Raw genomic sequence first — 25,162 nt, 5'->3', positions numbered from 1 at the left:
TGTCTTAGATTACAAGAATCAACACCTTTCACTAATATATCTAAATAATATGGAGCCATACGTAACGCTAACTGAAAGTTTGAATGACTTGCGCAAGCAAGGATATTCTGAGGACTTCAATCTTCGCCAAAACTGCCTTGAGTGCCGTAACGGGCAATTCAAAATATTTACTGATGACTTTAAAGTGGATAAATTCATTCGGTTTGAAGGGGACAGTAACCCTTCGGATGCAGCCGTACTGTATGCGATATCTTCCGATGTTCATCAAATAAAAGGTGTGCTGGTAAACGGCTATGGTATTTACAGCGAATCAATAACGGACGAAATGCTGCGTAAGCTAGACATACGAAGCTAAAAAGATAATTCGCTGTGGTTCAGGCTCTAAAATTTGCCAGCCGTTAGTTGGGCGATCCGCTCATTAAAAAGTTAACGGCCATTGCCGCCATTGCCCTTGTACCTACCACCAATGCTTTTTCATCGACAAAGAATTTGGGATTATGGTTTGGGGCAGCTTTGGCAGGATCCTCACCATCGGGCGTAACACCAAGAAAAATATACAGACCCGGCACTTCTTTGGCGAAGTAAGAAAAATCCTCCGAAGCCCCCTGCAACGACCCGGGTATCACGCCCGCTTCGGCAGCGCGCTTCAGTACAGGCAGCATCTGTTGAGCCAGGGCATCATTATTATCTGTCACATCATACATAGGCAAAATGTCAACCTGCGCCTTCGCATAGGTTCCTTCCGCAATGTGCTCGGCAGCCTGCTTAATATCAGTATGAAGTTGCTTGCGTGCCGCAGGGTCATATGAACGGATGGTGCCCACCATTTTTACTGTGTCCGGGATCACATTCTGGCTTGACCCGCCATGGATCATCCCGACTGAAACAACGGCTGGCGACTTTGTCAGGTCAGCGCGTCGACTGACAACGGATTGTAAGCCAGCAATTACGTATGCCGAGGCTACTACCGGGTCAACTGTGTTCCATGGCATGCCTCCATGGCCCTGCTGCCCACTGATAGTAATATTCAGCACGTCGCTGCTGGCTGTGGCTGGTCCACTCTTGTAATCAATCTGCCCTGACTTGCCGGGATGAACGTGTAGCGCGAATACTGCATCTGGTTTGTTTTTCTTAAATATGCCGTCTTCAAGCATCCGTTTGGCTCCCCAGCTTTTACCCGACCCTGGCTCCACAACGCTTGAACCTTCTTCGGCAGGCTGGAATATGAACATTACTGAACCTGATAGCTCACTTTTCACGCTCGCAAGAACTTCGGCTGCGGCCATTAGCATAGCCGTATGTGCGTCGTGCCCACAAGCATGCATAAGGTATTCAGTCTTTCCGTTTATTTGGGCTGTGGCCTTTGAAGCAAATGGTAATCCGGCGGGTTCCTTAACGGCCAAAGCGTCCATGTCAGCCCGCAGGGCAACTAACTTTCCCGGCTTTCCGCCTTTCAATATGCCTATGACCCCTGTGCCGCCCACTCCTGTCTGCACTTCAATTCCCAGAGTGCGGAGGTGTTCTGCAACCAGTTTTGAAGTGCGTTCTTCCTGATCTCCCAGTTCTGGATTTTGATGTATATCCCGGCGCCAGCCGATCAATTTGGACTCGATGGATATGGTCTTGTCGCGGATCTTGCTTTCAATTGCAGAGAGAGCTGATGAATTTGCCTTGGTTGGCTTAGTAGTTTGCCCGCTGGCAGTCAATGAAACGTAAATAAGTATCAGAAGCGGAATGAGCTTAACGAGGCCCTTGCTGTTTGAGTTTGCTGATTTGCTCATAATCGTTTGCAGCTTTACATTGAACTTGTCAAACATTGCCATAACTGTTTGACTGCCCGCCATCAATAGCAAGAATCTGTCCATTTACATAAGAACATTCGTCGCTTAAAAGAAACGCCACTACCTTCGCCACCTCTTCGGGCAGGCCAAGCCGTTTTGTAGGGTTGGCCTTAGCATATTCTGATTCAGCAGCTTTCGGATCCTCAGGATTTACCTGTTTAAAAGCTTCCGCAACCATAGGTGTAAGTATGGCTCCCGGAGCAATTGCGTTTGTATTGATGCCGTCTTTCGCATATTCAAGCGCTGCATTTTTTGTCATGCCTGACACTGCATGTTTTGTTGCTACATACGGAGTTTGATTTAAAACACCCCTGATGCCTCCTACGGACGCGACATTTACGATCCTGCCGTACTTTTGTTTTTGCATGAAAGGAATAACATAGCGCATAGCGTAGTATACTCCCATAAGATTTATATCAATTACTTTTTTAAAGGTGTCTAGGTCATATTCTGTGATACTGGCTTGCTTGCCTTCAATTCCTGCATTGTTGTACAGCCCATCAATACGGTCAAACTGATTAATTGTTTCATCAACGTAACCTTTTACGGCGGCTTCCTGGGAGACATCCGCCACAACAGTAATGATTTTGTTATCCGGGAAATCTCTGCTGATCTCATCCTTAGCCTGGGAAAGACTTTGCTGATTGTAGTCAACAAGTGTAAGATTAGCTCCTCTCAAAGCAAGTTCCTTTGCGACTGCTAGACCAAGCCCCATTGCGGCACCGGTAATGATAATAGTCTTGTTTTCGAAATTTTTCATGTTTTTACCTATAAGATTAAAATTGAAATTATGTTCAAATCGCTATTAAGTTACTGCTGGAGTGAATTCTTAGGATCCGCTCGGAGAACCTTATAAATTTTTAGCAGTTTTATTTAGCAATGCAGTCTATCGAATTAATTGTCACGCGTTTGAAGTATAATTAGTGATAAATGCTTCTTCTAAAGTACAATGTTGTTCCGACATTTCCGAAAGGCGAACATCATCGCATAGCATGTTTAAGTTGCTGGTCTAAACCTCTCCTTCCGGATTTTGCGATTGTAACATAACTGACGGTCTAAATATTCAATGATTAAATAGTTGAGTCGTAAGTAACTTAAATAAGCATGGCAAAAAATAATATTGAAACGGAGGAAATTTTGAAAGCGTCTTATAGAGTTGAACTGTTTATTAGGAAATTGGAGAAGCAGATACAAACAGCTCTAATTTATGAGCCTAGTGATAGTATTAAACAGGATATACAAGTGCTGAATGAATTTGTAAAGAATCAAAAGATGCTTATTGAGGATGCTAGGAAATCTCTTTCGGGGAACTCCGATTATAAAGGCAATTACTTAGATACAGAAATTGTCTTAACCCCACTTTCAACGCGGACTTCCTTATGTTTGAAAAGTGCTAATATAACAACTGTGAAAGACTTGATAGAAGCAAAAAATAAATATGGACTAAGTCATTTTAAGAATTTTAGAAATTTTGGGAAAACCGCTTATGATGAAGTTGTTCGATTTATAAATATCGTTGAAACCCTCTAACATATTATGGATATTGATAGAAGAGAAAAGAAGAAATTAGTTCGAAAGTATCTATGTCATAACAAGCATATAAAGATCAATCAATTGATAATTTGAGATCCGGTCACTTTATTGTCTTCAGTAGGCGTGGCGGTGTTACGGATCTGCTACTAAAATGAGCAAGTGCAGATTCGCAATCTTGAAGAAAGAGGCACTTCACAGATGGCTTCTATTGAGGATCATAGCAAGTCAAATTGATGCCTTATCAATGAGCGCAGCATAAGCCCGATGTTGTTGTGGTTAGGGATCCTGATCCTGGCATCCATTACTTTTTCGGCCGGCGTCTGACTGATCCGAAGGAAAAATAGCATAATTAGATCTTCATATTGCGCTGCGTCACCTTCGGTGAATACATGCAGACACATCAGCCCAACCACTTCGGCTGAGCCCAGTACATATTCCTCAAAACTATCGGGGCTATGCTGCTTCTGTCAAAGATCCATTTCCATACTTTTTAGAAATGTACAATCAGTGACCACTCAATGCCATATTGGTTTACAACGTGTTGAAAGCTATCGACAATCTCGTCGGCCAGGCGGACAAACCCGTAGATGCTGTAAATTGGGCGTAAAATTTATTTTGTAAAAAGTGGATCCCGAGTGAGAAAGAAGTGCTGTACAGCTGTGTGGTTTTCTTGCTGAACAGACCGACAATTGATCATACAAAGCCTTCATAGCATTTGGTTTTAGGTTGCTAACCTATATTTGGTTCAAAAGGAAAAACCTGTTCTTAGTGTTAGCCGGTTAAAATCTTCCAGTTCTTCTAATGCAAGCCTGGCAACGGATGATCTCTGGAAGCGGTATCCTGCACCGATCACGAAACCCGTGTTGTCATTGAACAGCAATTTTAGTCCCAGACCTGCTGAAAACGTTGCCCCGCCGCCAAACCGAACATTGTCCACATCATTGGAAGTGGCATTGAAACCATAACCGCCTTCAAGAAAATAGAAAGGGATCTTCGAGCCTTTGCTAGAAAAATCACCACGCATGCTTAATACGACTGGTACAAACGTCTGCACTGCATACAAGTCGGCCCCGATGCCTAGACCAGTGTAAACCCACTGATTGAATTTATAGCCGTTCGTGGTTTGAAAGGAGAAAGCGGATGTTGTTACGCCGTTCGACGCCCGGTTACTCATCGCCAAAGGCCCAAGCTCGGTGTTATGGACAAATCCTTTTTTCTTATATTGAATATTGGGATTGACGCGCTTTTCCATAAAAAGCGTATCGACATCTTTCTTTTGAAAGACCAGACACTTTTGTCGTAAGTTTCTAAACGATAGACAGGATTTGCTTCAAGCAGCCGGCCGCGAATCACCGAGCCGTTTTTCAAGTGCATACTTACGTGTTTTGCTTCTTGACCAAATGCTTGCAAGGTGACAGCTGCCAGCAAGACCATTAAAAAGTAGAGAATAATCTCATGATGTGAAGGATTGGTTTTTTTAATTGTCAAGCCAGTTTTTGAACTCCTGGCTTTTATATTTACTTACAAAAATTTCCTGATCAAAAGCGGGTTTGAGGAAAACCTGCAAGCGATAGCTCAGCAACGTTTTGACTTTTTGTATTGACTCGATCCGGGCAATGACTTTGCGGTTGATCCTGAAAAACAGGGCCGGGTCAAGGGCTTCTTCAAGGCTTTCCAGATTGCTGTCCATCAGGTATTTTTTTCCGTCAGTACTCACCATAAATACAACCTTATCGTCGGTATAGAAGTAGGCCACTTCGTCTACATTTTTATAATGAATGGTATCAGCAAACCTGACCAGAAACCTGGACTTGTATTTTTTTGTAAGTTGCTGCAAAGTTGATCTGAGCTTTTCAATATCTGATGCAGAGAAGTTTCTATTGTCATGGTTCAAGCTGTGGTATTTGTCCAAAGCTCTTGTCAAATCACCTTTGTCCAGGGGATTGAGCAGGTAATTAATACTATTCAACTTGAAGGCCTGCAATGCATACTGGTCGTAGACAGTAGTAAAAATGACAGGACTTTTCAGGGTAACGTGCTCAAAAAGATCAAAACACAGCCCATCAGCCAGATGAATATCAAGTAGCAACAAGTCGGGCTCGGGAGTTTGACTAAGCCAGGTAATCGCTTCTTCGACCAAGTCCAGGATATCGGTTACCTGGATACCCGGATTATATTCGGTCAGGAGCTGCGAGGCCCTTTTGGCAGAAAGTATTTCGTCTTCTAAAATAAGCACTGTCATAACAGGTGGGTAGGATGTGGGCAGGCGCAAAAACAGTAAACGGGCCGGTACCTTGAAGCGTTGTGACCAATTCTGCTTTGGTGAGCGCAGCCACAAGTGTTGAGAATTGGGGATTGGCCGAAGCAACCGCCGGAATATTTCCTGTAACTGGATCCACGGTCTGGTCATCATCGTCGTCATTTCAAGCTGAAAGCGAAAAGGCCATCACAGCGGCGATCAGGCAGGTTTTTAAAGTTTGCTGTCTTAGCATTGTTTTCATGATTTTAAAATGTTGAAGTTGTGAAAGATTATCAAACACTTGTCAAATCAACCCCATGAAAAGCTAATTCTGTTCCCGAACAGGAGCCAATGGTCAATGGTAGAGCGTGAAGGAGTAAAAAATAAAGGTGAGTGGTATTTAAGTATAAAAATTTCTCATTGTGCCAGAAATATGGTTTGTTTATTGAGCAACAAAAAGCAGCCACCTATCCTTATAAAGATGACTGCTTTATCAAAGCCAAAATAAACTGTGTGTTTGTTCTTAAAATGAAATCAATAAACCCGCCGAAGCGTAATTGATCCAGGTGAAGTTATATATCTGGTCGTTATCAGCTCCGCCTTCAACAACCCGGTAACCCAATTTTATATCTAAATTTGGGTTTATATGGTAGGATATACCAGCAAAAATATCTTCCGCCCTGCCAAATTTGGAAGCCAGGGCATCTCCTTCTAGAATGGCTGTCCAATGCTCACCAGGTTTGTAGCCAACGTAAAAATTCACAAGTGGAACAAAGCCAACATTACTGAAATGTTGGTCATTTGAAGCATTTCGGTACCGGACATCTGCGTCCCGGATCTTACCGGTCAGACCAGCGCCAACCTTCCAACGCTCATTTGCAACGAAATCATACCGATAGGTTAATCGATATGAATTGAACTTATAATTCACGCTTACATCTTCACTTCTGCGGTAGATGGCATTGTTGAAGTTGACGTCCTGGTCGAATGATCCGTCATAATTTACGGTAAGGGGCGCATACAATGCTGAAATTGTGTGCCTGTTTGCAATGGCGTAACCTGCCCGGAGCCGGTAGAAAACCTGGGGCTTTACAGAAAGTTGATCACTCACATCGATGAGCGTTCCACCGGTGCCTGGTATGCGGATATCGTTATAATTGGTGCCAAACACTAAGCCTCCTTCTAGGTCCAATTTAAATTGGGCTCTTAGCTGTTGAAATGCAGATAAGAGCAGGCAAATTGTAATTAATCTTAAAGTCATGTTATAATCTATAAGTGAAGTACCTCAGATTAAAAAGTTTATGCCACTCATAAGAATAGTGACTGTCTTAAAACTTGTCCGTTGAGCTTGATTTCACGATATCGTTGGATATGAGCTGGTAAACTCATCCGGGTTTAAGTTTCATGCCCTGCTCTTTTGAATCTATCCCATTTTTTGGATAGAAGATTAAAAAATTCTCCAAGGGGCTGATAGAAAAATGAAATTGGAAATCGGAGATGGGCTGAAATTACGCCTGTCTTTAAAAAAATTAATATATACGGAAGTTCAAATTGCTATTGTGTCAGATCAGAGATGAATTTTGGAACTGCCGGCTCGCCTTTGAAGAATGCCCCTTTCTTATCTTTGGTAATTGCCCAGCGGTGGATCCAGGAGATCCCTCTCTTTCCGATATATCGATCCTCCGTGAGGTAACAAGGATCTTCCAGCGCTTTTTGAAGCGTGACAAACTGATAGCCATCCTCTTTTAGTCTGGAAAGAAACAGGCCAAGTGCTTTGCTATTGAGCAGGTTGGCATGGATAAGCAGAATGTGTGGAATGGGCCGGTGGAACAGCGAGTCGGCCTGGGACTCATAGTAATGGACATAATCCATCATATATTTGACATATGTCTTCGATATCGAATCGGGCAGGGACTGGTTTTTGCTGCCCATCGCCTTGTCAAAGGCAGCGGCAAAAAGGTATTCGTCGTTATCGACCGTTACCGGTGCCTGGATGTATTTGTGTTTGGCCAGTATTATTTCCAGCGAATCCCGTTTCTCAGCCGTATTTCCTCTGTGGAGATAAGGGTGCCGGAAATATTTGAGTTCAGCGCCTTCTCTGTGGAGAAAACCTCGAAGCAGTGTATCGGCACCGAGCACATCCGCTTCATAGGCGGCTGCCGAAATATCGTTGATGCCTAAGTGTCCAAAAGTGTGGTTTCCGAGTGAATGGCCGGCTTTCAGCCATTTTCTTAGTAAACCGTATTGGGCGGGAATAATTTTTCCGTCTTTGACAAGTTTCTCCCCGATGACATATCCCGTCGCCTGGACTTTATGTTGTTTCAAATGACCTAACAGCTGATCTGTCAATTCCGCTCTCAAGGCATCGGTATTCATGATTCTGCTAACCGTTGGCAAGTCGTCAATGGTGATGGCGATTTGCTTTTGAGCGAAGACTTGTTTTGCCAAAGATTGAAGAATAATTAGTAGCAGCAGTCTATGCAATCTCATGAGGAGCTCAACTTTATTAATTAACAGTATCTTGGATATTTTCTCTTGATAAGCAAAGAAAAACGGTTTGGATTACCTCTGGTTTTATCGTCCATATGAAGCATTGGTAGAAGCTTTGGCACAAGTTGCCGCCGAGACTGTGAAAGCAGGAATCGATTGTTAACAAAATAAGTGTGCGAGCCACTTTTTTTACTTGCTGCCAGCCACTGCTTCGGATGAATTACCCTTTGCTAATCGTTGAAATTCAAGGTTGTCGCTTATGTGCTAAATATCTGTTTTATCGTTTCCCTGCTTAAGGGTTTCGAATAATAACCATTAACAAGTGGGTGTATTTCTGCCTTTTGGGTATCTTCCGGATCGATGGAAGAGGAGAGTATAAATATGGTGATTTGTTCGTGTAACAGGCTGGGGAACGAAGAAAATTTATCCAGAAACTCCCACCCGTTTATCACCGGCATATTGATATCAAGAAAGAGGGCAGCATGCTGATCCTGCGCGCTATTATGATAGTCTTCCCTGATCCATTCCAACGCCTTTTCAGGGTCAGTAAACAGATGGATATTGGCATCAGGTGCAATGGAGCCAATGATATATTTGCAGATCAGGTTGTTGCCGGGATCGTCATCGACGACAATGAATTTAGAAGGTAGTTTCATGAAATTGGAATTTGGTAAGCATGGGGACGAAATGCAACCCTAACTTCGGTGCCTTGATTAACGACACTCTCTACTGCAATTTTCCCGCCAAGCATTTCAACCTGCGTCTTGACCATAAATAACCCCATCCCTTTGCCTTCCACGTGGTGGTGGAAGCGTTTGTAGAGGCCAAAGAGTTGCGCACCTTTACTGGCCAGGTCAATCCCCATTCCATTATCCTGAAAGGAAAGCGTTACAATGTCCTGCTCCCGGCTGCTTATTATCCTGATCACAGGATCGACGTCCTTCTGACGGTATTTGATACTGTTCATGATCAGGTTAAAGAAAATACTGTGCAAATAACTTTTTAAGGTGAACAATTCATTTACAGCACTAAAATTGGTTTCTATCCTGACATGTTCTTTTTCGATAATATTCTGGATGCTCGAGCTGATTTGGTCTATTAGCTGCTGCAAAGAAACCGGTTCCCTATTTTCACTGACTCCCCTTTTAACCTGCAGAATCCTGTTAAGGTCTGAAATGACATCGTCGAGACGTTTGACATTCACCAATATCTCGGTCACAAACTGCTGCTTTACTTGCGCAGGGTAAGTGTCCTGGTTTACCAGCTCGGCTAAACCTATGATATTAGCAACCGGGGCACGCAGGTTGTGTGATAAAATGTAGGAGAACTGTTCAAGGCCCTTGTTTGAAGCCAAAAGCTCATCGGTATATTTCTGAAGGTTTTTGTGGAGCTCATCAAGCTCAAACTCCGAGTGCTTGCGTTCGGTAACATCCCTGAAATAGACAGATAACCCATTTGGAGAAGGGTATGCGGTCACCTCGAACCACGCCTTGTCCCTTTCGTAATAGGATTCAAAATGCTGGATCGCATTTTGCTCTATAGCTTTATGGTAGTTATGATGGAATTCGGTGCCCACGATGTCGGAAAACACATCCCATACAACCCGGCCCAATATTGTATCTTTGGGGCAGTTTAGCATGGTCTCTGCCTGCTTATTCCAGTAGGTTACAATCCAGTTCTTATCCAGTGTATAAAACCCATCCCCTATACTTTCCAGGATGACATTCTTTTCTTCAAGCGCTTTAAGCACTTCTTGTTCAGCGTGTTTTTCCCGGGTAACATCATTGACAAAACAGGATAGGCCCGTAACAGTATTGTCTTTGATGATGGGGTGAATTGAAAAACTCAGATAGCTGTTAGATCCGTTGTAGAGGAACAACTTTTCGAATTTCAAAATTTCACCGCTCAATGTACGTGCATTGATCACTTCCCATTCGTGGGCCGAGCCGGGATCAAACTTTCCCAGAGATTCGCGGATATCATTGCCTGGCTGAACATCTATGCCATACCTTTCCTTCATCATGCTTTTCAGTGCCTGGTTGTAGGTGATGTATCTCAGGTCAGTGTCAAGGGAGTAGATGAGGGAATCCGTATTGTTGATGATCGCATTCAGGTTCGATTCTGAGCGTTCGAGCAGCTCCTGGGCCAGCTTCCGATCAGTAATATCACTCATAGACAAGCTTAGCCCCGTAATCTCACCGTTTTCATACACAGGGACAAACATAATGCTTAGCCATTTGCTCTCTCCATCGATTAGCTCATATATATGGTCATACTGCCGGGTCTTACCGGATAGTACACTGGTGATCATCATTTGGTAATCAGCGCTTTTGTCCTCACTGACCGCATCAAATAAACTACCCCCCACCTGAATTTTTTTGCCGGTGCTTAACTTATAAAAATTGCTGGCCTTGTTATTGAAGTACTTTATTACAGCCTTGGTGTCGGCCAGGATAAACCCTTCCATGGAATTTTCAAAGATTGCCCGCAGGTTGGATTCCGAACTTCTCAGGGCCTGCTCAGATTTTCTTATCTGTGTCACATCATGCATCACGCCGTACAAGCTGACGGGTTGCCCCTGGCTGTTGAGTTCAACATGGGTTTGCGCATGCAGGTACCTGACCTGTCCGTCCTTCCTGACAATCCGGAAGTAGTAATCCGCCGCCTGTTGGGAATCTATCGCATCCCGGTTCCTTTTCAGTACGTACTCTACATCATCCGGATGTATGAACGATATCCAGGAAGCCGCACTTTGGGTATTGTCTGTTAGGGATAAACCACAAATCCGACAGGCTTCATCGGAGAACGTATTGGTTTGCGTCGCTAAATCAAGTTCCCAGCTGCCCAGGTGGGCAACGGCCTGGGCCTGGCTCAGACGCCCTTCCTTGTGTTTAAGCTGCCGGTCGGCCAGGACCGTGTCGGTCACGTCGCGGAAATTGTCGACTATCCCGTTGATAGCGGGTTCATGCAATAGGTTGGTGACCGTAGCCTCAATCCAGCGCCAGGTGCCATCCTTGTGCAGCATGCGCCCGGTATGCCCCTGTATAGGTACGCCCGGACTGGCAAGAACTTTCATCAGGACCTTAGCGTGTTCTTCCGCATCGTCAGGATGTGGCAAAGTAAAAAGGTCCATATTAAGGACCTCCTGCGGCGAGTATCCCAATACATTTTTAACGGCCGGCGAAACGTAGGTTGGCTGGGCCTGCGCATTGAGCACGACAACGGCCTCCATGCTGTTTTCAACCAGCGTGCGAAAACGCTTTTCACTGTTGGTTAACTGTTCGAGCATGTCCTGCTGCTCTTTTTTAAGCTTGTATTTTTCCAGGCTCTGCTGTATTGCGAACGGCAGGCGGCCGGGCTGGTCCTTGATAATGTAATCGTCCACCCCCAGCATCAGAAGCTCTTCTGCCATTTCATCGGACACTGCATTGGAAACGATAATGAAAGGGATTTTCAGCCCGCTCTGCCGGAGACTCGCAACTGCCTCTGAGCAATGGATAGCGGCCAGAGTATATTCAGAGAGGATAATATCTGGAGCAAAACCCGCTAGTGCCGCTATATATTGATGGTTGTTGCAGGCAACACGTATCTCAGCGTTTATCCCTGCTTTGTTTAAGGCTTGTCGCGCCGTAACTGCCCCCGCCTCTGAACCTTCCAGGTACACTATTTTCAGATCGCTCTTCACTTTTGGTGTATTTATATATGCTAAACTCAGCAGGATCTTTGTTGCTATAAGAGATTTAATTACCCCACTATCTCCGGAATGTAAAATAATTTCGTGGAAAATGAATACATCTTTCAATGTTTAAAGTATTGTGCCTGCTGAAACCAGTGTTATTGACACTTGATTTCGGTCGGCTTCTCTTAGTGAGCCAGTCATGCGATTCGGCAGCGCTGCATTCACCCGGTTCTTCCATAAATAGCTTAACCTGTTCAAGCCGGCGCTTGAACTCATCCTTAATTGTTTTTAACGGTTTACATTACTTACAAGTATTGTTTGACAAATGGCCCTAACGTCGTTGTTTGTTCATGCTGGTGGGATGTTATACAATTTCTTCTATATTTATCAATCAGATATTGAAATAATTCGACATTATCGTTATGTATGATACGTGGGGAGGGATAAATCCTGCTGAACAAAAAATGAAGGCCATTTTGCTGCATGCCCCCGTGGCGTTGGTCGACATGGATAATAATGGGAAAATTGTCGACATTAACTTGATGGGTGGCAAACTGCTTAATCCTTTGGCTGGCGAAAACCTAAAGCCCGGGACAAGCTTATACCCATGTCTGTCAGCGCTGGATCCTGAAATAGTAACCCGCATCCGTGATTTTACTGAGTCCTCTGGATTGATCATGCTGAACCAGCAGTACAGTTATTTAGCTGCCGGCGTCGAAGGAGGCCAAAAGCATTTCCAGCTAACCGTATACAAAATATTTGATGACTGCCTGATAGTAAGTGCGGAAGACAAGACCGAAAAGATGCAGGAAGAACAAGCCCTGAAACAGGCACAGCAAGATAAAGCCGTTGCACAGGGTAAATACGAAATAGCATCGGAAGTGATCCATGATATCGGCAATGCGGTAGTTGGCTTTAACTCTTATCTAACCCGCATCAACCGCATGCTGGAACAGTACAGCCAGGGCAACTTGCAAAAAGTTTCATTGTTCTTAAAGCAGCAAAACGGGCCAATCAGTGCCGCAATAGGTGCACCCAAGGCCGCTGCCCTGATTGATATGATGGAGGCTATCAGCAAGTCGCTCGGCGATAGCCATGATGAACTTCGGCGGTCAGTCAACGAGCAGCTTCACCTTACTGCCCATATTCAGGACATTTTAAACATTCAGCGCCAGTATATCAGCGGGCATGAATCCCAGGAAAGAAAACCTGTTAATCTGAAAGACATTATCAGCGATTGCCGTTCAATGGTTTTTGCCAATATGGAAAAGAAGGGGGTTAATCTGTCTTTAAGCATACCCCCGGAACGTATTGTAATTAAAGGTGACCGTACAAAGCTCATGCAGGTACTACTAAATATCCTTAAAAACAGTATTGAAGCCATCGATACGGACACCAATGTAAAAACAATCAGTATTGAAGTAAGTGGCTTTGAAGACAGTGTTCAGTTAGTGGTTTCGGATTCCGGAAAAGGATTTGATGAGCAAACAGCAAAACACCTTTTTGATCGGGGATATACCACCAAAAGTTCGGGTACGGGCCTGGGCCTTTACAACTGCAAAGCCATTATTGAGAGCCATGGAGGTACTATTTCCATGGCCAGCAATGGAGCAGGTATGGGCAGCAAGACGACCATTTCATTTAATAAATAACCACGATAAAGATGAATGAAATTAATACCTCTGTATTAATTATCGATGATGAGGAAATGGTCAGAGATAATATGGAAGAAATACTTGTACCCCGACATCAGTCCATTGAAAGCCAGCAGATAAACCATGCGGCCAGCATACTTTTTGATGCACCGACGCCGATATTGGCACCGCTTACCAGCAATATTCCCATCTTTAAGGTAGACAAAGCATCAAATGGAATGGAAGGGGTCGAAAAGGTGAAAGCTTCCATTGAAAACAACAGCCCGTATGCCGTTATTTTCCTGGATATGCGCATGCCAGGTTGGGATGGACTGGAAACTGCCATAGAGATCAGAAAATTTGACAGTAAAGCCGAGATCATCTTTGTTACTGCCTTTACTGACCGTTCCATTGAGGAAATTATCGAGCAGGCAGGCCAGAACGTAGGTTATCATTGCAAACCTTATGCTTCCCAGGAAATCATACAGCTGGCTACCAAAGCAGTAACTGATTACAGCCGCCTTCGCAACCTGGAAAGCCTGATCGAATCTATTGCGTCTATTGGACTAAACGAGCGGCAGCTTAATTCCTTATTGAAAAACATATTAGATCAGCTGGCCACGACCATCGGAACTGATATGGCCTTTTTGGGCAGGCTTCGGGACGACTTCTCTTATGAGAAGGTCTTGTCGATCGGGGCGATGGAAGAAAAGATTAATCTTGAAGAGCTGGTAAGTCGCATCAGGGATATAGAAATCTCTGCTGAGGAAGTTGTCCAGCTTGATGAGCTGGTACTGGCACGCTTAAACGGGTATTCGGTATTTGCCGTGCTGAAAAAAAATGGCAGGCTAAACACTGAAAAGATGTACCTGTTGCGGTTGTTTGTGCAAAATGCTGCACAGGCGATCCGCAATGCGGAAATGAACGAAGAGCTCATTCGTAAGGAGAAGCTTTCGGCTGTGGGCAGTGCGATCGGCATGGTTATGCACGATTTACGGCCCGCAATTGGAAACATACAACTTCTTACCGATATAATCCGTGAGGAAGGCTACAAAAGCGATTGGCTGGATATGATCGACAGATCAGCCCGGCAGGCTTCTGAAGTATTTGAGGACTTTCTGGACTTTATCAGGGAACGCCAGTTGAAAAGGAAACCCTACTGCTTAAACCGCTGCTTGAGAGCGCTCTGGCCCAGTTAGCTCCAAAAGACGCGCTTGACAGAGTGCAGATTGAAATCGATGCCGACAATGAACTGACGGTTCAGGGTGACCGAAGCAAACTAAAACGGGTGTTTATCAACCTACTTAATAACGCTGTTGACGCACTCCTTAATCACAAAGTCAGCGGGCCGCAAATTCAAATCATAGCCCGCCAGCAAACTGACTTCGTTTCCATACAGGTCGGAGATAATGGCCCAGGCATACCATTGAGCCTGCTGAAATCGCTTTTTGAACCATTTGTAACCAAAAACAAAAGCAACGGAACAGGCCTGGGCCTGGCCATCGTAAAAAATTACGTGACCGCCCATGGTGGCAATATCTCCGTTCTAAACGACAACGGTGCTGTTTTCAATATCAAATTGTAATTGTTCTTTATGTTCAATGCATCGCGATAATGCATCGAGCATAGTTTTGTATTGACGAACTGGTCACATAATGGCTAATACTCTTCCTAATCACTGACACAAGTAGTCCCGGTCAGCGCACCAGCAAAGGCGAACAGCGGTATATCTTTCTGCTAGCTCCTGAAGACTACTTATAAACAATCCTCCATGGAAATGAATAACCATCATAGCCTTCTAAAAAAGCGCTTCAAGCTTTGTGTCTGAGGTAGATAAGCAGGCTACCTAATGATGTTACGGCAATGTCAAATTTAATCTGCAACGGCTTTGCAGTTGGAAAACTGACGAATGCGACGATTGCTGGCAGATCCTTAGCAGTCTGTTATCTGCTCAATTGCAAACAAATGTTTTGTTAAAGACGCGGATGTCCGGGTACAAGTGGCTTTGATTACATTTGTTTTATTTGATCGTAAATAAATATATTTCTCATGAATACTATGACTACTGTTTCAGAAGTTTTAAATGAGCTTAAATTAAGAGGTTATACCGTAGACTTTAATCTGGACGATAACTGCCTGGTCTGCCATTCAAATTCGTTGAAAATACACCCCCAGGACTTTGTGGTTGATAAGCATTACCGCTTTGAAGGGATGTCTGACCCAAGCGATGAGGCTATTGTATATGCGATCTCTTCTCCAAAACACAATATAAAAGGTGTTTTGGTAAACGGATATGGTATCTCAAGTGATAATATGGCGGATGATCTCATCAAAGCGCTGAACGAAACGCCGCCGGTTAAGCATCTGGAACAGGCGTCAGATTCAACCCCAACTAAGTCGAATGAAGCTACTCCACTAAGGCCGGAAGGTGAAAGAGAACTGGACGCACCAATGGTAACGATGGACCTAAATTCTTTGAAAGCCCAGATCAAAGAAGAAGCTTCTTACAAGAATGGCGACCGCAATGCCATAACTATTTTTAAGACCGAGGGCATGCGCATTGTTTTGATCGCGCTACATAAAGGTGCAGAAATGAAAACCCATACTGCACCGGGCGTTATCAGTGTGCAGGTCCTTGAAGGGCACATCACCTTTACTACGGAGCAAAAAACGGCAGTTCGTAGTGCAGGCCAGATGCTTGCACTTCATGCAGGAATTGCACACAAGGTTTTTGCCAGTGAAGAATCTTTATTTCTGTTGACAATATCTTCAAGGGTTGAAAAAAAGTAAGCATTGATCCTCACATTGATGGCACATTCGATTCGTGTGATCTAGCCGGACTCTGGATCTGGCAAAAAGTTAACAAAGTGATCCAAACTTCTTTTGGCCTTTCTCTAGACTTTTCAGAGCAATTGAATTGATGTAATGCTGGCGCAACGCGGGAGCGTCGTGTATCGATAGCGCCTGGTTCTCACCTTATGTGTAGTTTAACCACTCAACAGGCATAAGCGCAGACGGGGGCAAAGATACAATTAAATAAAAGACTAAAAAGTATTTTATTTTCCGGGTCTTGAAGGTATATTTGCACATAAACCAGAAGTAGATGTTTTTTTCAAAAACGTGTGAATACGCGATCCGGGCCGTTATTTTTATAGCCCAGAAGTCAGAAGGAGGCAGGAAGGTGGGTATCAAGGAAGTTGCGGCTGGCATTGATTCTCCTGAACACTTCATTGCCAAGATCCTTCAGGACCTGAGCAAACGTGAGCTCATACAATCCAGCAAGGGCCCAAATGGTGGCTTTTATGTTGACAGCAGCGCCAAGAGCAATACTCTGGCCGATATTGTCAGGGCGATTGACGGTGAAAAAATATTCAAGGGCTGCGGCCTGGGGTTAAAAAGCTGTTCTGAAATAAAGCCTTGTCCATTGCATAACGATTTTAAAGAGATTCGAAATAAGATGCATCTCACCCTACAGTCGGCCACGATAGGGGAGTTCAATGAGAACTTGAATTTGGGGCTGAGCTATATTAAAGAGAGATAAAATTTTCGAAAATAAAAGATATTAGGGTCTTAATATATAAAATATGATGATTGTTGGTAGATGTAAGATCGTGAGTAGCTTATGCCTTGGTGCTTACCTGGTGGCAATACCTGCCTATGCTGAGATCCACTTTGGTCAGGCCGTTGCACTTTCGGTAGGAGTCGTTGCATTGGTGATGGCGCTGGGTTTGCTTTTTGTTGCAATCCTGATCAAAGACGTCGTACATAATTATCTGATCAGTAAAGTCAACCAGGGGATAAAGGATTATCCAAAATACCTTGAAAACCTTAGCAGCAGGCAGATCTCATTGCTGCTCGACCGGATGGTTAAAAAAGGGCGTGTAGGAGCCATTTTGTTGGTCATGCTGACTTTGCTGGATTTTCCCTCTCTGGCACAGTCGAGTCAGCCAACTGCGGGTTCACTACTAAGCCAGGGTGGTATTTTAATTACCATTGTATTGATTTCAATCCCTGTGCTGGCGGGTGTTATCTTCTTGTTTTTCAAGATCACCAACACATTAAACAGGTATAGAAACCAGCAGCGTGAGGCAGAAGCCGGGCGAGTGGCAGCATATCTGGATGGAATAGAAGGTAAGGATCTTGCAGCAACACTTCAACGCAGAAAAGATGCGCTGGATTTTGCATTGAGTCATAATGAACTATCGGGCGCATTACCGGCCAACGACCATAAAGGCTTGATCAACAATGTGGAACATGAGGCTTCACTTCCCTTCGTGGCACGTAAAAGAAAGGCGCACGTTCGCCCGAAAGTCGACCCAGAGCTTTCCAGGCTGATCACCTGGTTCATCATCACTGCGACGTTCTGGCTTGTTTTTGGGACAACGGTAGGAGAATATCTCGGAATAAAATTTGTTGCGCCCGACGCGGACCAATTCAGCTGGCTAAGCTTTGGGCGGCTGCGGCCGGTACATACCAACGCCGTTTTCTGGGGCTGGGCGTCATTAGCGATGCTGGGGTTGGGCAACTATGTCGTGCCCAGAGTGAGCAATACAAGCCTATTCAGTATAAAACTTGGCTGGTACACATTGATCCTGATTAACACGGCGGTGGTACTGGGTACATTGTCGTTGATGGCCGGCATCAATAATGGGGGAGGGGAGTACCGGGAATACATATGGCCGGTGATGCTGCTATTTGGCATTGGACTTCTGCTAACACTGATCAATTACTTCAAGACGGTCGCCAGCCGCACGACAAAGGAGATCTACATTTCAAACTGGTACATTGTCTCTTCGGTGATTTTCGGAATTGTGATCTCGATAGTCGCTTATGTACCTCTTTGGCAAAATGGGCTGGGTGAAACGATTATTCAAGGCTATTACATGCATCAGGGCGTTGGAATGTGGTTCATGCTTTTCACGCTCGGGATCGTTTATTATTTCCTGCCCCAGCAGCTTAATAAACCGATCTATTCGTATAGTCTGGGTATACTCGCTTTTTGGACGCAGATCCTTTTTTATACGCTTATTGGTACCCATCATTTTGTTTTTAGTGCAATCCCCTGGTGGCTGCAAACAGTTGCCATCGTCGGCAGTGTGGGCATGATCATCCCGGTGGTGGCTGGAACTACCAATTTTCTGCTGACCTTTAAAGGCGCATGGTATAAGATCACCGACAGTTATACACTTCCATTCTTTTTAACGGGTATCCTTTTTTACTTTACCGGTTCTCTGCAGGGAACCGCCGAAGCCTTCCGGTCTACCAATCTGCTCTGGCATTTCACTGATTTTACTGTCGCCCATTCCCATTTGACGATGTATGGCATTATTTGCTTTTTGCTCTGGGCAGGGATCTATGCACTCATGCCACGTATCACCGGGCAGGAGCCGCCGCAGATTACGGTTGGTGCGCACTTTTGGCTGGCATTGATCGGGCTATTGTTTTACACGATACCATTAATGTATGGAAGTACCATGCGCGGTCTGATGTGGATGGAGGCCAAGCCTTTTATTGACTCAGTCAGTTTCATGGCGCCGTTTTGGCTTTGGCGGGCAATTGGAGGAAGCCTGATGTGGCTCTCACACCTGTTTTTCGCTTATAATCTTTACCGGATGATGGTGGCGCCGGGCACGGTTGATATTAAGGAAACGGCATTTGAAAAGCTAAGATCTATTGATCGCGTGCCCTGAAATCGAGTAATATCTATCCCCCATTTAATTTGACATCATGGATTTTTTCGATAATCATAACAAACTATTTGGCGCTGCCTTCCTGCTCTTTATCGGCTTAACCGCTTTCGTGGCCGTATTGCCTGCCATTGATAATGAGCAGAACAATGCACCGCTGCCAGGTGCAGTGCCGCTCAGTGAGGCGGCGATTAGGGGAAAGGCATTGTATGTTTCCAATGGGTGCGTGGCCTGCCATACCCAGCAGGTCCGTAATGTGGATATGGACAAGGTTTGGGGCCAACGGCCCGGGCTTGCGGCAGACTATGCTTCCAACCGCCGCACGGATTTCTGGCGTAATACGGCCACCTTGATGGGTACTGAGCGGACCGGTCCTGACCTGACCTCGATCGGCAGCCGGCAGCCTAGCTGGGAATGGAACCTGGTGCATTTATATAACCCGCGCATTGTGATCAAGCAGTCCATTATGCCGGCATATCCCTGGCTGTTTGAAAGTAAAGCTGAGCCGGCAAAAGAGGATGTGGTGGTAAATGTTCCCGATGCGTTTCAAAGACAAGGGATGACTCTGGTAGCTACTCAGGATGCGCTGGACCTGGTCGCTTATTTACAATCATTGAAACAAACGGAACTCCCAGGCACGGCGGGACCTGCTGCCTTTTTATACGCAAAGCAGGAACAGAAAGCAGAAAGCACGGATCAATCCAAGCTGTCCGATACTGAAACTTCCGAAAATGGCCAGATGCTTTACGCCACGCATTGTCAGGCATGTCATCAGGAAAGCGGGGAAGGTTTGAAAGGCGCTTTTCCACCTTTGAAAGGTAGTATGGTCGTAGTCGATAAAGATCCTTCCTTAATCGTAAACATTATTATGCGGGGCTATGATGCCCGCCAGGAATACGGGGCGATGCCCGCTGTGGGAGCGAATGCAGATTTAAGTCCGGAGCAAATAGCCGCCATTATAAACCACGAGCGCAGCAGCTGGGGCAACAATGCGCCCAAGGTATCGGTGCAACAAGTAGAGCAGATTGTGCAGAAAATTAAGGAAATGCCTGTGCAATAGATGCTACGGCGGCATTTGTTAAACTTTAATGAATTCAGATTTGATATGAAAAAAGCCTTTTTGTTAACCGTTTTTGTCTTGATGGGCTTATTTGCTGCGGCGTGCCCGGTATGTGACCAGCGTCAGCCGAAGTTATTACAAGGCATTGCGCATGGATCAGGCCCGGAAAGCAACTGGGACTATCTGATTGTTTCGGTTGCCGCCATCATTGTGATACTGACACTCTTTTTCTCGGCAAAGATGTTGATCAAACCTGGCGAAAAGTCGGACGACCATATCAAAAGGCTTATTATAAACATTTAATGTTATGGAAGATAAAAGCACAGTTTTTCTTTTCCTGGATAAGGATCAAACGCCAATCGCTGAGTTTATCTCTCCTGTGAATTTTGAGCTGGATACCCGTAAAATGGTGGATGGCAAACATGAGCTGAAAATTATCAGTAAAGACCCGACAGGCAAAGAAGGTATCCGCATCATTCCTTTTGAGGTGAAGAACGGGCCTGCCATTGCCGTTGAAGGTATCACCGAGAATGCAGTGGTGGATGGGATTGTCCCATTAATGATCAATGCATACGGAAAAGGGGACCAGAAGCGGTTTCTGATTACCGGAAGTGAAACACCCCAGAGCATTCCGGCCTGGATCTGGATCCTGCTCATCGGCTTTTTAGGATGGTCGATGTATTACCTTATCCGATACATTAACCTGGTCAACATTTGAAATGAAAACAAAACAAGAGATACTCAGCATCGAGGACATCAAGCTTCTGGTCGATTCCTTTTACGCAAAAGTCAGGGCGGATACATTGCTATCACCGGTTTTTAATGAGCGGATCGGTGGTAACTGGCCGCAGCATATGGAAAAAATGTACAAGTTCTGGCAGACAGTGCTTTTGAAGGAGCATACTTATTACGGAAGCCCGTTTACGCCGCACGCCATGTTACAGGTTGACCACACGCATTTTGAAAAATGGATGGATTTATTTGTCGGGACCATTGACGAACTGTTTGTCGGCGAGAAAGCCCAGGAGGCAAAGTTTAGGGCGGAGAAAATGGCAGAAATGTTTGAATACAAAATGAAGTACTACCAAAGCGATCCATCCCGTGTGATTTTATGAGATCTGATAGTATGGAAACGACTGACCAAGATCTTGTAATAAACGTAAAGCGGATATATGAACCGGCCAGCAAAACGGATGGCTTCCGCATACTTGTTGACCGTTTGTGGCCCAGGGGATTAAAGAAAAGCCAGGCCGGCGTCGACATTTGGCTGAGAGAAATTGCCCCAAGCACCGAACTACGAAAATGGTTTAATCACGATCCGGAACGGTGGCCGGAGTTTGTTGCAGACTACAACTTTCAGCTCAACAAAAACAGGGAGATTGCCGGGCAACTTATCGCTTTGATCAAGCAGCACAAAAAAGTATCCCTCTTGTATGCTGCCCAAAATGAACAGTTCAACAACGCAATTGCGTTGAAATGTTTCCTGGACAAATTTCTGAAGCAGACCATCAATGAGTAAGATATTCCGGTAAGACAATGATTATCCATCCCATTTGTTTAGTGTTTTTACTTACAATTCTTTGTAGCTCCTGCGGAAGGGACCGGGACACATTGCGCCAAAGAAAGCCGAAGGTGGTCGAAACAATTGCTGATCTGGGCGCATTACCCCGGTATGTGACAGACCCGGAAGACAACCCTTCGACCCGGGAAAAGGTAAACCTGGGCCGGTTCTTGTTTTTTGACCCTATCCTTTCCGGGAGCAAAGACGTTTCCTGCGCCACCTGTCATCAGCCCGAGTTCAATTATGCGGAGTTCCTGGAAACTTCCATCGGGGTAAATGGGAGAGGTACTGGCAGCAAGCGACGATTTCTGGATCCCAATGATATTCCGTTTGTCAAAAGAAACTCTCAAAGCATTTTAAACACAGCTTTTAACGGCATAACCAATCACGAAACATACAGGCCGGAACTGGCCCCAATGTTTTGGGATTTAAGAGCAAAAGGCTTAGAGGAGCAGGCATTGGAGCCGATTAAAACACTGGAAGAAATGCGGGGCAGTGGTTATGCGGATCACCAGATCCTGGAGGAAATCATCGAGCGGATAAATAAGATCCCTGCCTATAATGAGCTATTTTCGAAAGCATTTCCCACAGATCCTAAACCAGTCACCCGGGTAAATTTAGCGAAGGCATTAGCATCCTACGAAAGGACGCTGATTGCCACCAATACCAGGTTTGACCAGTACATGCGTGGTGACAGCAATGCACTGTCAACTGGCGAAAAGGACGGGCTGAATGCGTTTTTAGTAACAGGCTGCGCAAAATGTCACTCGGGGCCCATGTTTTCTGATTATAAGCTACATACTCTGGGCGTGCCAGACACTGATAACCGGGCAGAAAGTGACTGGGGGATCAATCAGGATTATGCCTTCCGGACACCCACACTACGTAACCTGCGCTTTACTGCTCCTTACATGCACAGTGGCAAGTTTACTACCCTGGATCAGGTGTTGTTGTTTTATGAAGATGTGGCAGGAGGCAAGATCCTGAACCCGAAGGTGAAGGCCGGCAGCATTGATTCGCTTGCGACACACATGGACGTGAATTTCAAAGATATTTCAAGGATCGTCGAATTTTTGAATACGCTCAACGACGATTCCTTTGACAAAACAATCCCTGCAACTGTACCGAGTGGTTTACCTGTGGTAGGTCTTTGAACACAGAGAGAAGTCAACAAAAGCGTTAATACAAATCAAAGTCAAGTACTTATAAATTTGGAAGAAGAACTAAAAAGCACAATTCTCTTTACGCTAATCTACGGAAATGAAGAATATCAGGTCCAGACCCGGGAAAGGAAATATTTGTCTTTGATGGCGTTGATTTCGGATTGTATGAGTATTTCCGGATTCGGGCTTTGCTGTGGCATGGGGAGCTGCGGAACCTGTATGGTGCAAATAGATGGCCGCTGCACCTTAGCCTGCCAGGTTCCTATTGACGATTGGCTTGCTAATTCAAAAATAATAATTGAGCCTTCCATTTTTTGAACATTTTAATACTCTTTAACCTAACAGCTGCCCTAACCCTTTCGGGTTTTGGTCCCTTTCTGAACTCCCATTCTGCATCATGATGTGTAAAAATGGGTGGCGTTTTTTGGAGTCAACTCAGGCAAGATGTCTTAACCTAAAATTAGAATGCTTTTAATGTATAAATCGTTGGAACGTGAAATCGGGATGACGCATTTCTAACATCTTTTCGCTAGATACTCATTGGGCCTCGGACGCATAGGCAAACATCTTTTGTTCGTAATCGTAAATAGCGGCTTGTATGGTTTCGTAATTTTCACTTGTCAAGATTATCCGCTAACACAGAAGCGTCCATCAGGCCGGTATTTACCCTTTGACCGGCAAAGGGCTGCATCCAATTAGCGTAATCGGTAAAGGTCGATCAGCCTTCCAAGGCTTATTTAACGGAAGCCTTTTGGTTGGCAAACCAAAAAGGGTGGATGTAGCGTTGAATAATAATTGATGATAAGGCTGACCCCAATCCATGAATCTTTTAAAAAGAAACATTTGGATACGACCCGGCTTTCTGAAATTTGTCCGTGATCATCAATTCCATTTTTATAGTCAATATTCAATGTTTAAATACGTTATTTTCGATTTCGATGGAACCGTGGCCGATTCCTATGAAGTTTTTATCTCTGTTTATAACCAAATAGCTGCAAAAAAAGCTTACCGGCAGATCGAATCTGGCAACTTGCAATACTTGCGAAGCCTTACCATTCCGGAGCGTTGCAAGTATCTCAATGTCCCCATGTATAGAATTCCGTTGATAGCATCGGAATTCTTGTCGCTATACAAAACAGAGCTTCAGCAGGTGAAACTCTTTGACGGGATCAAAGAGTTGCTGGTAGGGCTTAACGATTTAGGCTGCCAGACAGCAATCATCTCGTCTAATACTGAACAAAATATTACACGTTTTCTTTTATCTAATAATGTCGAGTCTATCAGCAAAATTTATTGTAAGGCCAGCCTGTTTGGGAAAGATAAACTGATCGCCAAATTTCTTAAAAAGTATGACCTCTGTGCTAACCAAGTCCTCTATGTAGGAGACGAAACGAGGGACATTATCGCTTGTCAAAAAGTGGGTGTCAAAATTGCCTGGGTTGAATGGGGTTATGACAATAAAGAAACAGCCGCTGCCGCTAGGCCAGACTATCTGGTAGCTAGCGCAGGAGAAATTTTGAACATTGTGAAAGCAAGTTGAATTAATATTCATCCGACATTACCCTTTATTTCTTATCTTTTTAATCTGCCGCACGTTCCCTGCTGTCCAACGCTTGATCTTCCGCAGCTGGTTTACCAAATCCCTGATAGTACGACATCGGGGGGCAGCATCCGGCATATCAGAGGGCATTTCTAAATCCTTTAGTCCAGCAGCAGTAGCCGTATACCTAAAGTCAGTAGGATTTTGGGTGTTTGGAATACTACATGTAAAGTTTTCAGTGTAGTAAGACAGCTCTTAGCTTGATTCGTTACGTACAAACTAGAAGGGTCTCCCCTTTTAAAGTAATTCCTACTCTTTCAGATTTGTATGGCTGGCAACGGAGCAAAAGGTTCAGTCTCTTTCTCCCATTGTGCTTTGTATCCGTGTTCACGAAAACGGTGGTGGCCGTTGCAGAACTCAATGAAAAACAGCCTAAATCCTTTCCATAACTGCCTGGAATTTTGTAACTTCAGGAATGCAAGGAAGAAAAAACTACTCCGAAAAGCTGTTCATGAACTTCCAGTTATCCGAGCGGATTCCAAAGGATAATTTTTATCGGAAGTTGAGAGAATCTCTGGATTTGAACTCCATTTACAAAGAAACCAGAGATCTGTATGGAAGCACCGGGAACCCGTCCATTGACCCGGTTGTATTCTTCAAGCTTATGCTTACGGGTTACCTGGAAAACATAACCTCTGATCGTAAACTGGTCGATCACTGCTCGATGCGCATGGA

General features: G+C 44.7%; 27 protein-coding genes and 1 pseudogene. 17 read left to right on the top strand and 11 right to left on the bottom strand.

Features of this window, described 5'->3' with window-relative positions; all coding sequences use genetic code 11:
• Nucleotides 1–49: 49 nt before the first annotated feature.
• Nucleotides 50–355: a phosphoribosylpyrophosphate synthetase gene (locus B5X68_RS00135; RefSeq protein ID WP_082212661.1), complete on the top strand. Its 306-nt coding sequence runs from the start codon at nucleotides 50–52 to the stop codon at nucleotides 353–355.
• Between the two features lie 43 nt (nucleotides 356–398).
• On the opposite strand, the gene B5X68_RS00130 is transcribed toward B5X68_RS00135, so the two are convergent.
• The gene (locus tag B5X68_RS00130) at nucleotides 399–1,817 is read right to left on the bottom strand and encodes an amidohydrolase (protein WP_229208235.1); all 1,419 of its coding nucleotides are present in this window, start codon (nucleotides 1,815–1,817) and stop codon (nucleotides 399–401) included.
• Nucleotides 1,810–2,601 carry a glucose 1-dehydrogenase gene (locus B5X68_RS00125; protein WP_082212660.1) on the bottom strand — a complete coding sequence of 264 codons (792 nt, stop codon included), beginning with the start codon at nucleotides 2,599–2,601 and terminating at the stop codon, nucleotides 1,810–1,812. Before B5X68_RS00125 ends, B5X68_RS00130 begins: the two co-directional genes overlap by 8 nt.
• Nucleotides 2,602–2,945: 344 nt before the next feature.
• Between B5X68_RS00125 and B5X68_RS00120 the strand changes: the two genes are divergently transcribed.
• Nucleotides 2,946–3,371 (top strand): DNA-directed RNA polymerase subunit alpha C-terminal domain-containing protein, encoded by a 426-nt coding sequence (locus B5X68_RS00120; protein WP_082212659.1) that lies wholly within the window; start codon nucleotides 2,946–2,948, stop codon nucleotides 3,369–3,371.
• 218 nt (nucleotides 3,372–3,589) lie between these two features.
• Here B5X68_RS00120 and B5X68_RS29340 read toward each other — a convergent pair whose 3' ends face one another.
• The 9 genes and pseudogenes from B5X68_RS29340 to B5X68_RS00080 form a co-directional block, all read right to left on the bottom strand.
• Nucleotides 3,590–3,721 carry a hypothetical protein gene (locus B5X68_RS29340; protein ID WP_262485859.1) on the bottom strand — a complete coding sequence of 44 codons (132 nt, stop codon included), beginning with the start codon at nucleotides 3,719–3,721 and terminating at the stop codon, nucleotides 3,590–3,592.
• A 3-nt stretch (nucleotides 3,722–3,724) separates the two neighbouring features.
• Nucleotides 3,725–4,084, bottom strand: a pseudogene (locus B5X68_RS29550) (phytoene/squalene synthase family protein); the annotation flags it as partial.
• 35 nt (nucleotides 4,085–4,119) lie between these two features.
• Nucleotides 4,120–4,626, bottom strand: coding sequence for a hypothetical protein (locus B5X68_RS00110; protein ID WP_229208234.1), 507 nt, complete (start codon nucleotides 4,624–4,626; stop codon nucleotides 4,120–4,122).
• A gap of 225 nt (nucleotides 4,627–4,851) precedes the next feature.
• Entirely contained in the window at nucleotides 4,852–5,616 is a 765-nt protein-coding gene (locus B5X68_RS00105) for a LytR/AlgR family response regulator transcription factor (RefSeq protein WP_082212658.1), read from the bottom strand.
• Nucleotides 5,546–5,773: a fasciclin domain-containing protein gene (locus B5X68_RS29135; protein ID WP_141110146.1), complete on the bottom strand. Its 228-nt coding sequence runs from the start codon at nucleotides 5,771–5,773 to the stop codon at nucleotides 5,546–5,548. Before B5X68_RS29135 ends, B5X68_RS00105 begins: the two co-directional genes overlap by 71 nt.
• 363 nt (nucleotides 5,774–6,136) lie before the next feature.
• Nucleotides 6,137–6,805, bottom strand: coding sequence for a porin family protein (locus tag B5X68_RS00095; protein WP_229208233.1), 669 nt, complete (start codon nucleotides 6,803–6,805; stop codon nucleotides 6,137–6,139).
• Between the two features lie 362 nt (nucleotides 6,806–7,167).
• The gene (locus B5X68_RS00090) at nucleotides 7,168–8,103 is read right to left on the bottom strand and encodes a polysaccharide deacetylase family protein (RefSeq protein WP_082212656.1); all 936 of its coding nucleotides are present in this window, start codon (nucleotides 8,101–8,103) and stop codon (nucleotides 7,168–7,170) included.
• Nucleotides 8,104–8,360: 257 nt separating this feature from the next.
• Nucleotides 8,361–8,759, bottom strand: coding sequence for a response regulator (locus B5X68_RS00085; protein ID WP_082212655.1), 399 nt, complete (start codon nucleotides 8,757–8,759; stop codon nucleotides 8,361–8,363).
• Nucleotides 8,756–11,788 carry a PAS domain S-box protein gene (locus B5X68_RS00080; protein ID WP_170916539.1) on the bottom strand — a complete coding sequence of 1,011 codons (3,033 nt, stop codon included), beginning with the start codon at nucleotides 11,786–11,788 and terminating at the stop codon, nucleotides 8,756–8,758. Before B5X68_RS00080 ends, B5X68_RS00085 begins: the two co-directional genes overlap by 4 nt.
• Before the next feature lie 458 nt (nucleotides 11,789–12,246).
• Here B5X68_RS00080 and B5X68_RS00075 point away from each other — a divergent pair, with 458 nt between their 5' ends.
• The 15 genes from B5X68_RS00075 to B5X68_RS00005 all read left to right on the top strand — a co-directional run.
• Entirely contained in the window at nucleotides 12,247–13,434 is a 1,188-nt protein-coding gene (locus B5X68_RS00075; protein ID WP_170916538.1) for a sensor histidine kinase, read from the top strand.
• 11 nt (nucleotides 13,435–13,445) lie between these two features.
• Nucleotides 13,446–14,615 (top strand): hybrid sensor histidine kinase/response regulator, encoded by a 1,170-nt coding sequence (locus B5X68_RS00070; protein ID WP_082212652.1) that lies wholly within the window; start codon nucleotides 13,446–13,448, stop codon nucleotides 14,613–14,615.
• Between the two features lie 23 nt (nucleotides 14,616–14,638).
• Complete coding sequence (locus B5X68_RS00065) at nucleotides 14,639–15,001, top strand: sensor histidine kinase (RefSeq protein ID WP_170916537.1); 363 nt, start codon at nucleotides 14,639–14,641, stop codon at nucleotides 14,999–15,001.
• Between the two features lie 464 nt (nucleotides 15,002–15,465).
• Nucleotides 15,466–16,206: a cupin domain-containing protein gene (locus B5X68_RS00060; RefSeq protein WP_082212650.1), complete on the top strand. Its 741-nt coding sequence runs from the start codon at nucleotides 15,466–15,468 to the stop codon at nucleotides 16,204–16,206.
• Between the two features lie 313 nt (nucleotides 16,207–16,519).
• Nucleotides 16,520–16,957, top strand: a complete 438-nt coding sequence (locus B5X68_RS00055) for an RrF2 family transcriptional regulator (RefSeq protein WP_082212649.1) — start codon at nucleotides 16,520–16,522, stop codon at nucleotides 16,955–16,957.
• Between the two features lie 43 nt (nucleotides 16,958–17,000).
• The gene (locus tag B5X68_RS00050) at nucleotides 17,001–19,106 is read left to right on the top strand and encodes a cbb3-type cytochrome c oxidase subunit I (RefSeq protein WP_082212648.1); all 2,106 of its coding nucleotides are present in this window, start codon (nucleotides 17,001–17,003) and stop codon (nucleotides 19,104–19,106) included.
• Between the two features lie 37 nt (nucleotides 19,107–19,143).
• Nucleotides 19,144–20,163 carry a cbb3-type cytochrome c oxidase subunit II gene (locus B5X68_RS00045; protein WP_082212647.1) on the top strand — a complete coding sequence of 340 codons (1,020 nt, stop codon included), beginning with the start codon at nucleotides 19,144–19,146 and terminating at the stop codon, nucleotides 20,161–20,163.
• Between the two features lie 45 nt (nucleotides 20,164–20,208).
• Nucleotides 20,209–20,466, top strand: a complete 258-nt coding sequence (locus B5X68_RS00040; protein WP_082213911.1) for a hypothetical protein — start codon at nucleotides 20,209–20,211, stop codon at nucleotides 20,464–20,466.
• A 4-nt stretch (nucleotides 20,467–20,470) separates the two neighbouring features.
• Nucleotides 20,471–20,881 (top strand): cytochrome C, encoded by a 411-nt coding sequence (locus tag B5X68_RS00035; protein ID WP_082212646.1) that lies wholly within the window; start codon nucleotides 20,471–20,473, stop codon nucleotides 20,879–20,881.
• A 1-nt stretch (nucleotide 20,882) separates the two neighbouring features.
• The gene (locus B5X68_RS00030; protein WP_082212645.1) at nucleotides 20,883–21,278 is read left to right on the top strand and encodes a group III truncated hemoglobin; all 396 of its coding nucleotides are present in this window, start codon (nucleotides 20,883–20,885) and stop codon (nucleotides 21,276–21,278) included.
• A gap of 11 nt (nucleotides 21,279–21,289) precedes the next feature.
• Nucleotides 21,290–21,682, top strand: coding sequence for a DUF488 domain-containing protein (locus tag B5X68_RS00025; protein WP_082212644.1), 393 nt, complete (start codon nucleotides 21,290–21,292; stop codon nucleotides 21,680–21,682).
• 41 nt (nucleotides 21,683–21,723) lie between these two features.
• The gene (locus B5X68_RS00020; RefSeq protein WP_229208232.1) at nucleotides 21,724–22,878 is read left to right on the top strand and encodes a cytochrome-c peroxidase; all 1,155 of its coding nucleotides are present in this window, start codon (nucleotides 21,724–21,726) and stop codon (nucleotides 22,876–22,878) included.
• A 153-nt stretch (nucleotides 22,879–23,031) separates the two neighbouring features.
• Nucleotides 23,032–23,205, top strand: coding sequence for a 2Fe-2S iron-sulfur cluster-binding protein (locus tag B5X68_RS29405; RefSeq protein WP_374754811.1), 174 nt, complete (start codon nucleotides 23,032–23,034; stop codon nucleotides 23,203–23,205).
• A gap of 592 nt (nucleotides 23,206–23,797) precedes the next feature.
• The gene (locus B5X68_RS00010) at nucleotides 23,798–24,427 is read left to right on the top strand and encodes an HAD hydrolase-like protein (RefSeq protein WP_170916536.1); all 630 of its coding nucleotides are present in this window, start codon (nucleotides 23,798–23,800) and stop codon (nucleotides 24,425–24,427) included.
• 475 nt (nucleotides 24,428–24,902) lie between these two features.
• A partial coding sequence (locus B5X68_RS00005) for a transposase (protein WP_141110145.1) occupies nucleotides 24,903–25,162 on the top strand: 260 nt, incomplete at its 3' end.

It is taken from the genome of Dyadobacter psychrophilus (assembly GCF_900167945.1).
In the GTDB taxonomy this organism is placed as follows: domain Bacteria; phylum Bacteroidota; class Bacteroidia; order Cytophagales; family Spirosomataceae; genus Dyadobacter; species Dyadobacter psychrophilus.
This window is presented reverse-complemented; position numbering and strand designations above follow the sequence as displayed.

Excerpts from the sequence above, each read along its gene's own strand:
- B5X68_RS00050 (WP_082212648.1), top strand. The coding sequence starts at position 17,001 with ATGATGATTGTTGGTAGATGTAAGATCGTGAGTAGCTTATGCCTTGGT.
- B5X68_RS00045 (WP_082212647.1), top strand. The coding sequence starts at position 19,144 with ATGGATTTTTTCGATAATCATAACAAACTATTTGGCGCTGCCTTCCTG.
- B5X68_RS00055 (WP_082212649.1), top strand. The coding sequence starts at position 16,520 with ATGTTTTTTTCAAAAACGTGTGAATACGCGATCCGGGCCGTTATTTTT.
- B5X68_RS00085 (WP_082212655.1), bottom strand. The coding sequence starts at position 8,759 with ATGAAACTACCTTCTAAATTCATTGTCGTCGATGACGATCCCGGCAAC.
- B5X68_RS00135 (WP_082212661.1), top strand. The coding sequence starts at position 50 with ATGGAGCCATACGTAACGCTAACTGAAAGTTTGAATGACTTGCGCAAG.
- B5X68_RS00125 (WP_082212660.1), bottom strand. The coding sequence starts at position 2,601 with ATGAAAAATTTCGAAAACAAGACTATTATCATTACCGGTGCCGCAATG.
- B5X68_RS00075 (WP_170916538.1), top strand. The coding sequence starts at position 12,247 with ATGAAGGCCATTTTGCTGCATGCCCCCGTGGCGTTGGTCGACATGGAT.
- B5X68_RS00070 (WP_082212652.1), top strand. The coding sequence starts at position 13,446 with ATGAATGAAATTAATACCTCTGTATTAATTATCGATGATGAGGAAATG.
- B5X68_RS00130 (WP_229208235.1), bottom strand. The coding sequence starts at position 1,817 with ATGTTTGACAAGTTCAATGTAAAGCTGCAAACGATTATGAGCAAATCA.
- B5X68_RS00120 (WP_082212659.1), top strand. The coding sequence starts at position 2,946 with ATGGCAAAAAATAATATTGAAACGGAGGAAATTTTGAAAGCGTCTTAT.
- B5X68_RS00105 (WP_082212658.1), bottom strand. The coding sequence starts at position 5,616 with ATGACAGTGCTTATTTTAGAAGACGAAATACTTTCTGCCAAAAGGGCC.
- B5X68_RS00090 (WP_082212656.1), bottom strand. The coding sequence starts at position 8,103 with ATGAGATTGCATAGACTGCTGCTACTAATTATTCTTCAATCTTTGGCA.
- B5X68_RS00010 (WP_170916536.1), top strand. The coding sequence starts at position 23,798 with ATGTTTAAATACGTTATTTTCGATTTCGATGGAACCGTGGCCGATTCC.
- B5X68_RS00040 (WP_082213911.1), top strand. The coding sequence starts at position 20,209 with ATGAAAAAAGCCTTTTTGTTAACCGTTTTTGTCTTGATGGGCTTATTT.
- B5X68_RS00030 (WP_082212645.1), top strand. The coding sequence starts at position 20,883 with ATGAAAACAAAACAAGAGATACTCAGCATCGAGGACATCAAGCTTCTG.
- B5X68_RS29405 (WP_374754811.1), top strand. The coding sequence starts at position 23,032 with ATGGCGTTGATTTCGGATTGTATGAGTATTTCCGGATTCGGGCTTTGC.
- B5X68_RS29340 (WP_262485859.1), bottom strand. The coding sequence starts at position 3,721 with ATGCTATTTTTCCTTCGGATCAGTCAGACGCCGGCCGAAAAAGTAATG.
- B5X68_RS00060 (WP_082212650.1), top strand. The coding sequence starts at position 15,466 with ATGAATACTATGACTACTGTTTCAGAAGTTTTAAATGAGCTTAAATTA.
- B5X68_RS00025 (WP_082212644.1), top strand. The coding sequence starts at position 21,290 with ATGGAAACGACTGACCAAGATCTTGTAATAAACGTAAAGCGGATATAT.
- B5X68_RS00035 (WP_082212646.1), top strand. The coding sequence starts at position 20,471 with ATGGAAGATAAAAGCACAGTTTTTCTTTTCCTGGATAAGGATCAAACG.
- B5X68_RS00110 (WP_229208234.1), bottom strand. The coding sequence starts at position 4,626 with ATGGAAAAGCGCGTCAATCCCAATATTCAATATAAGAAAAAAGGATTT.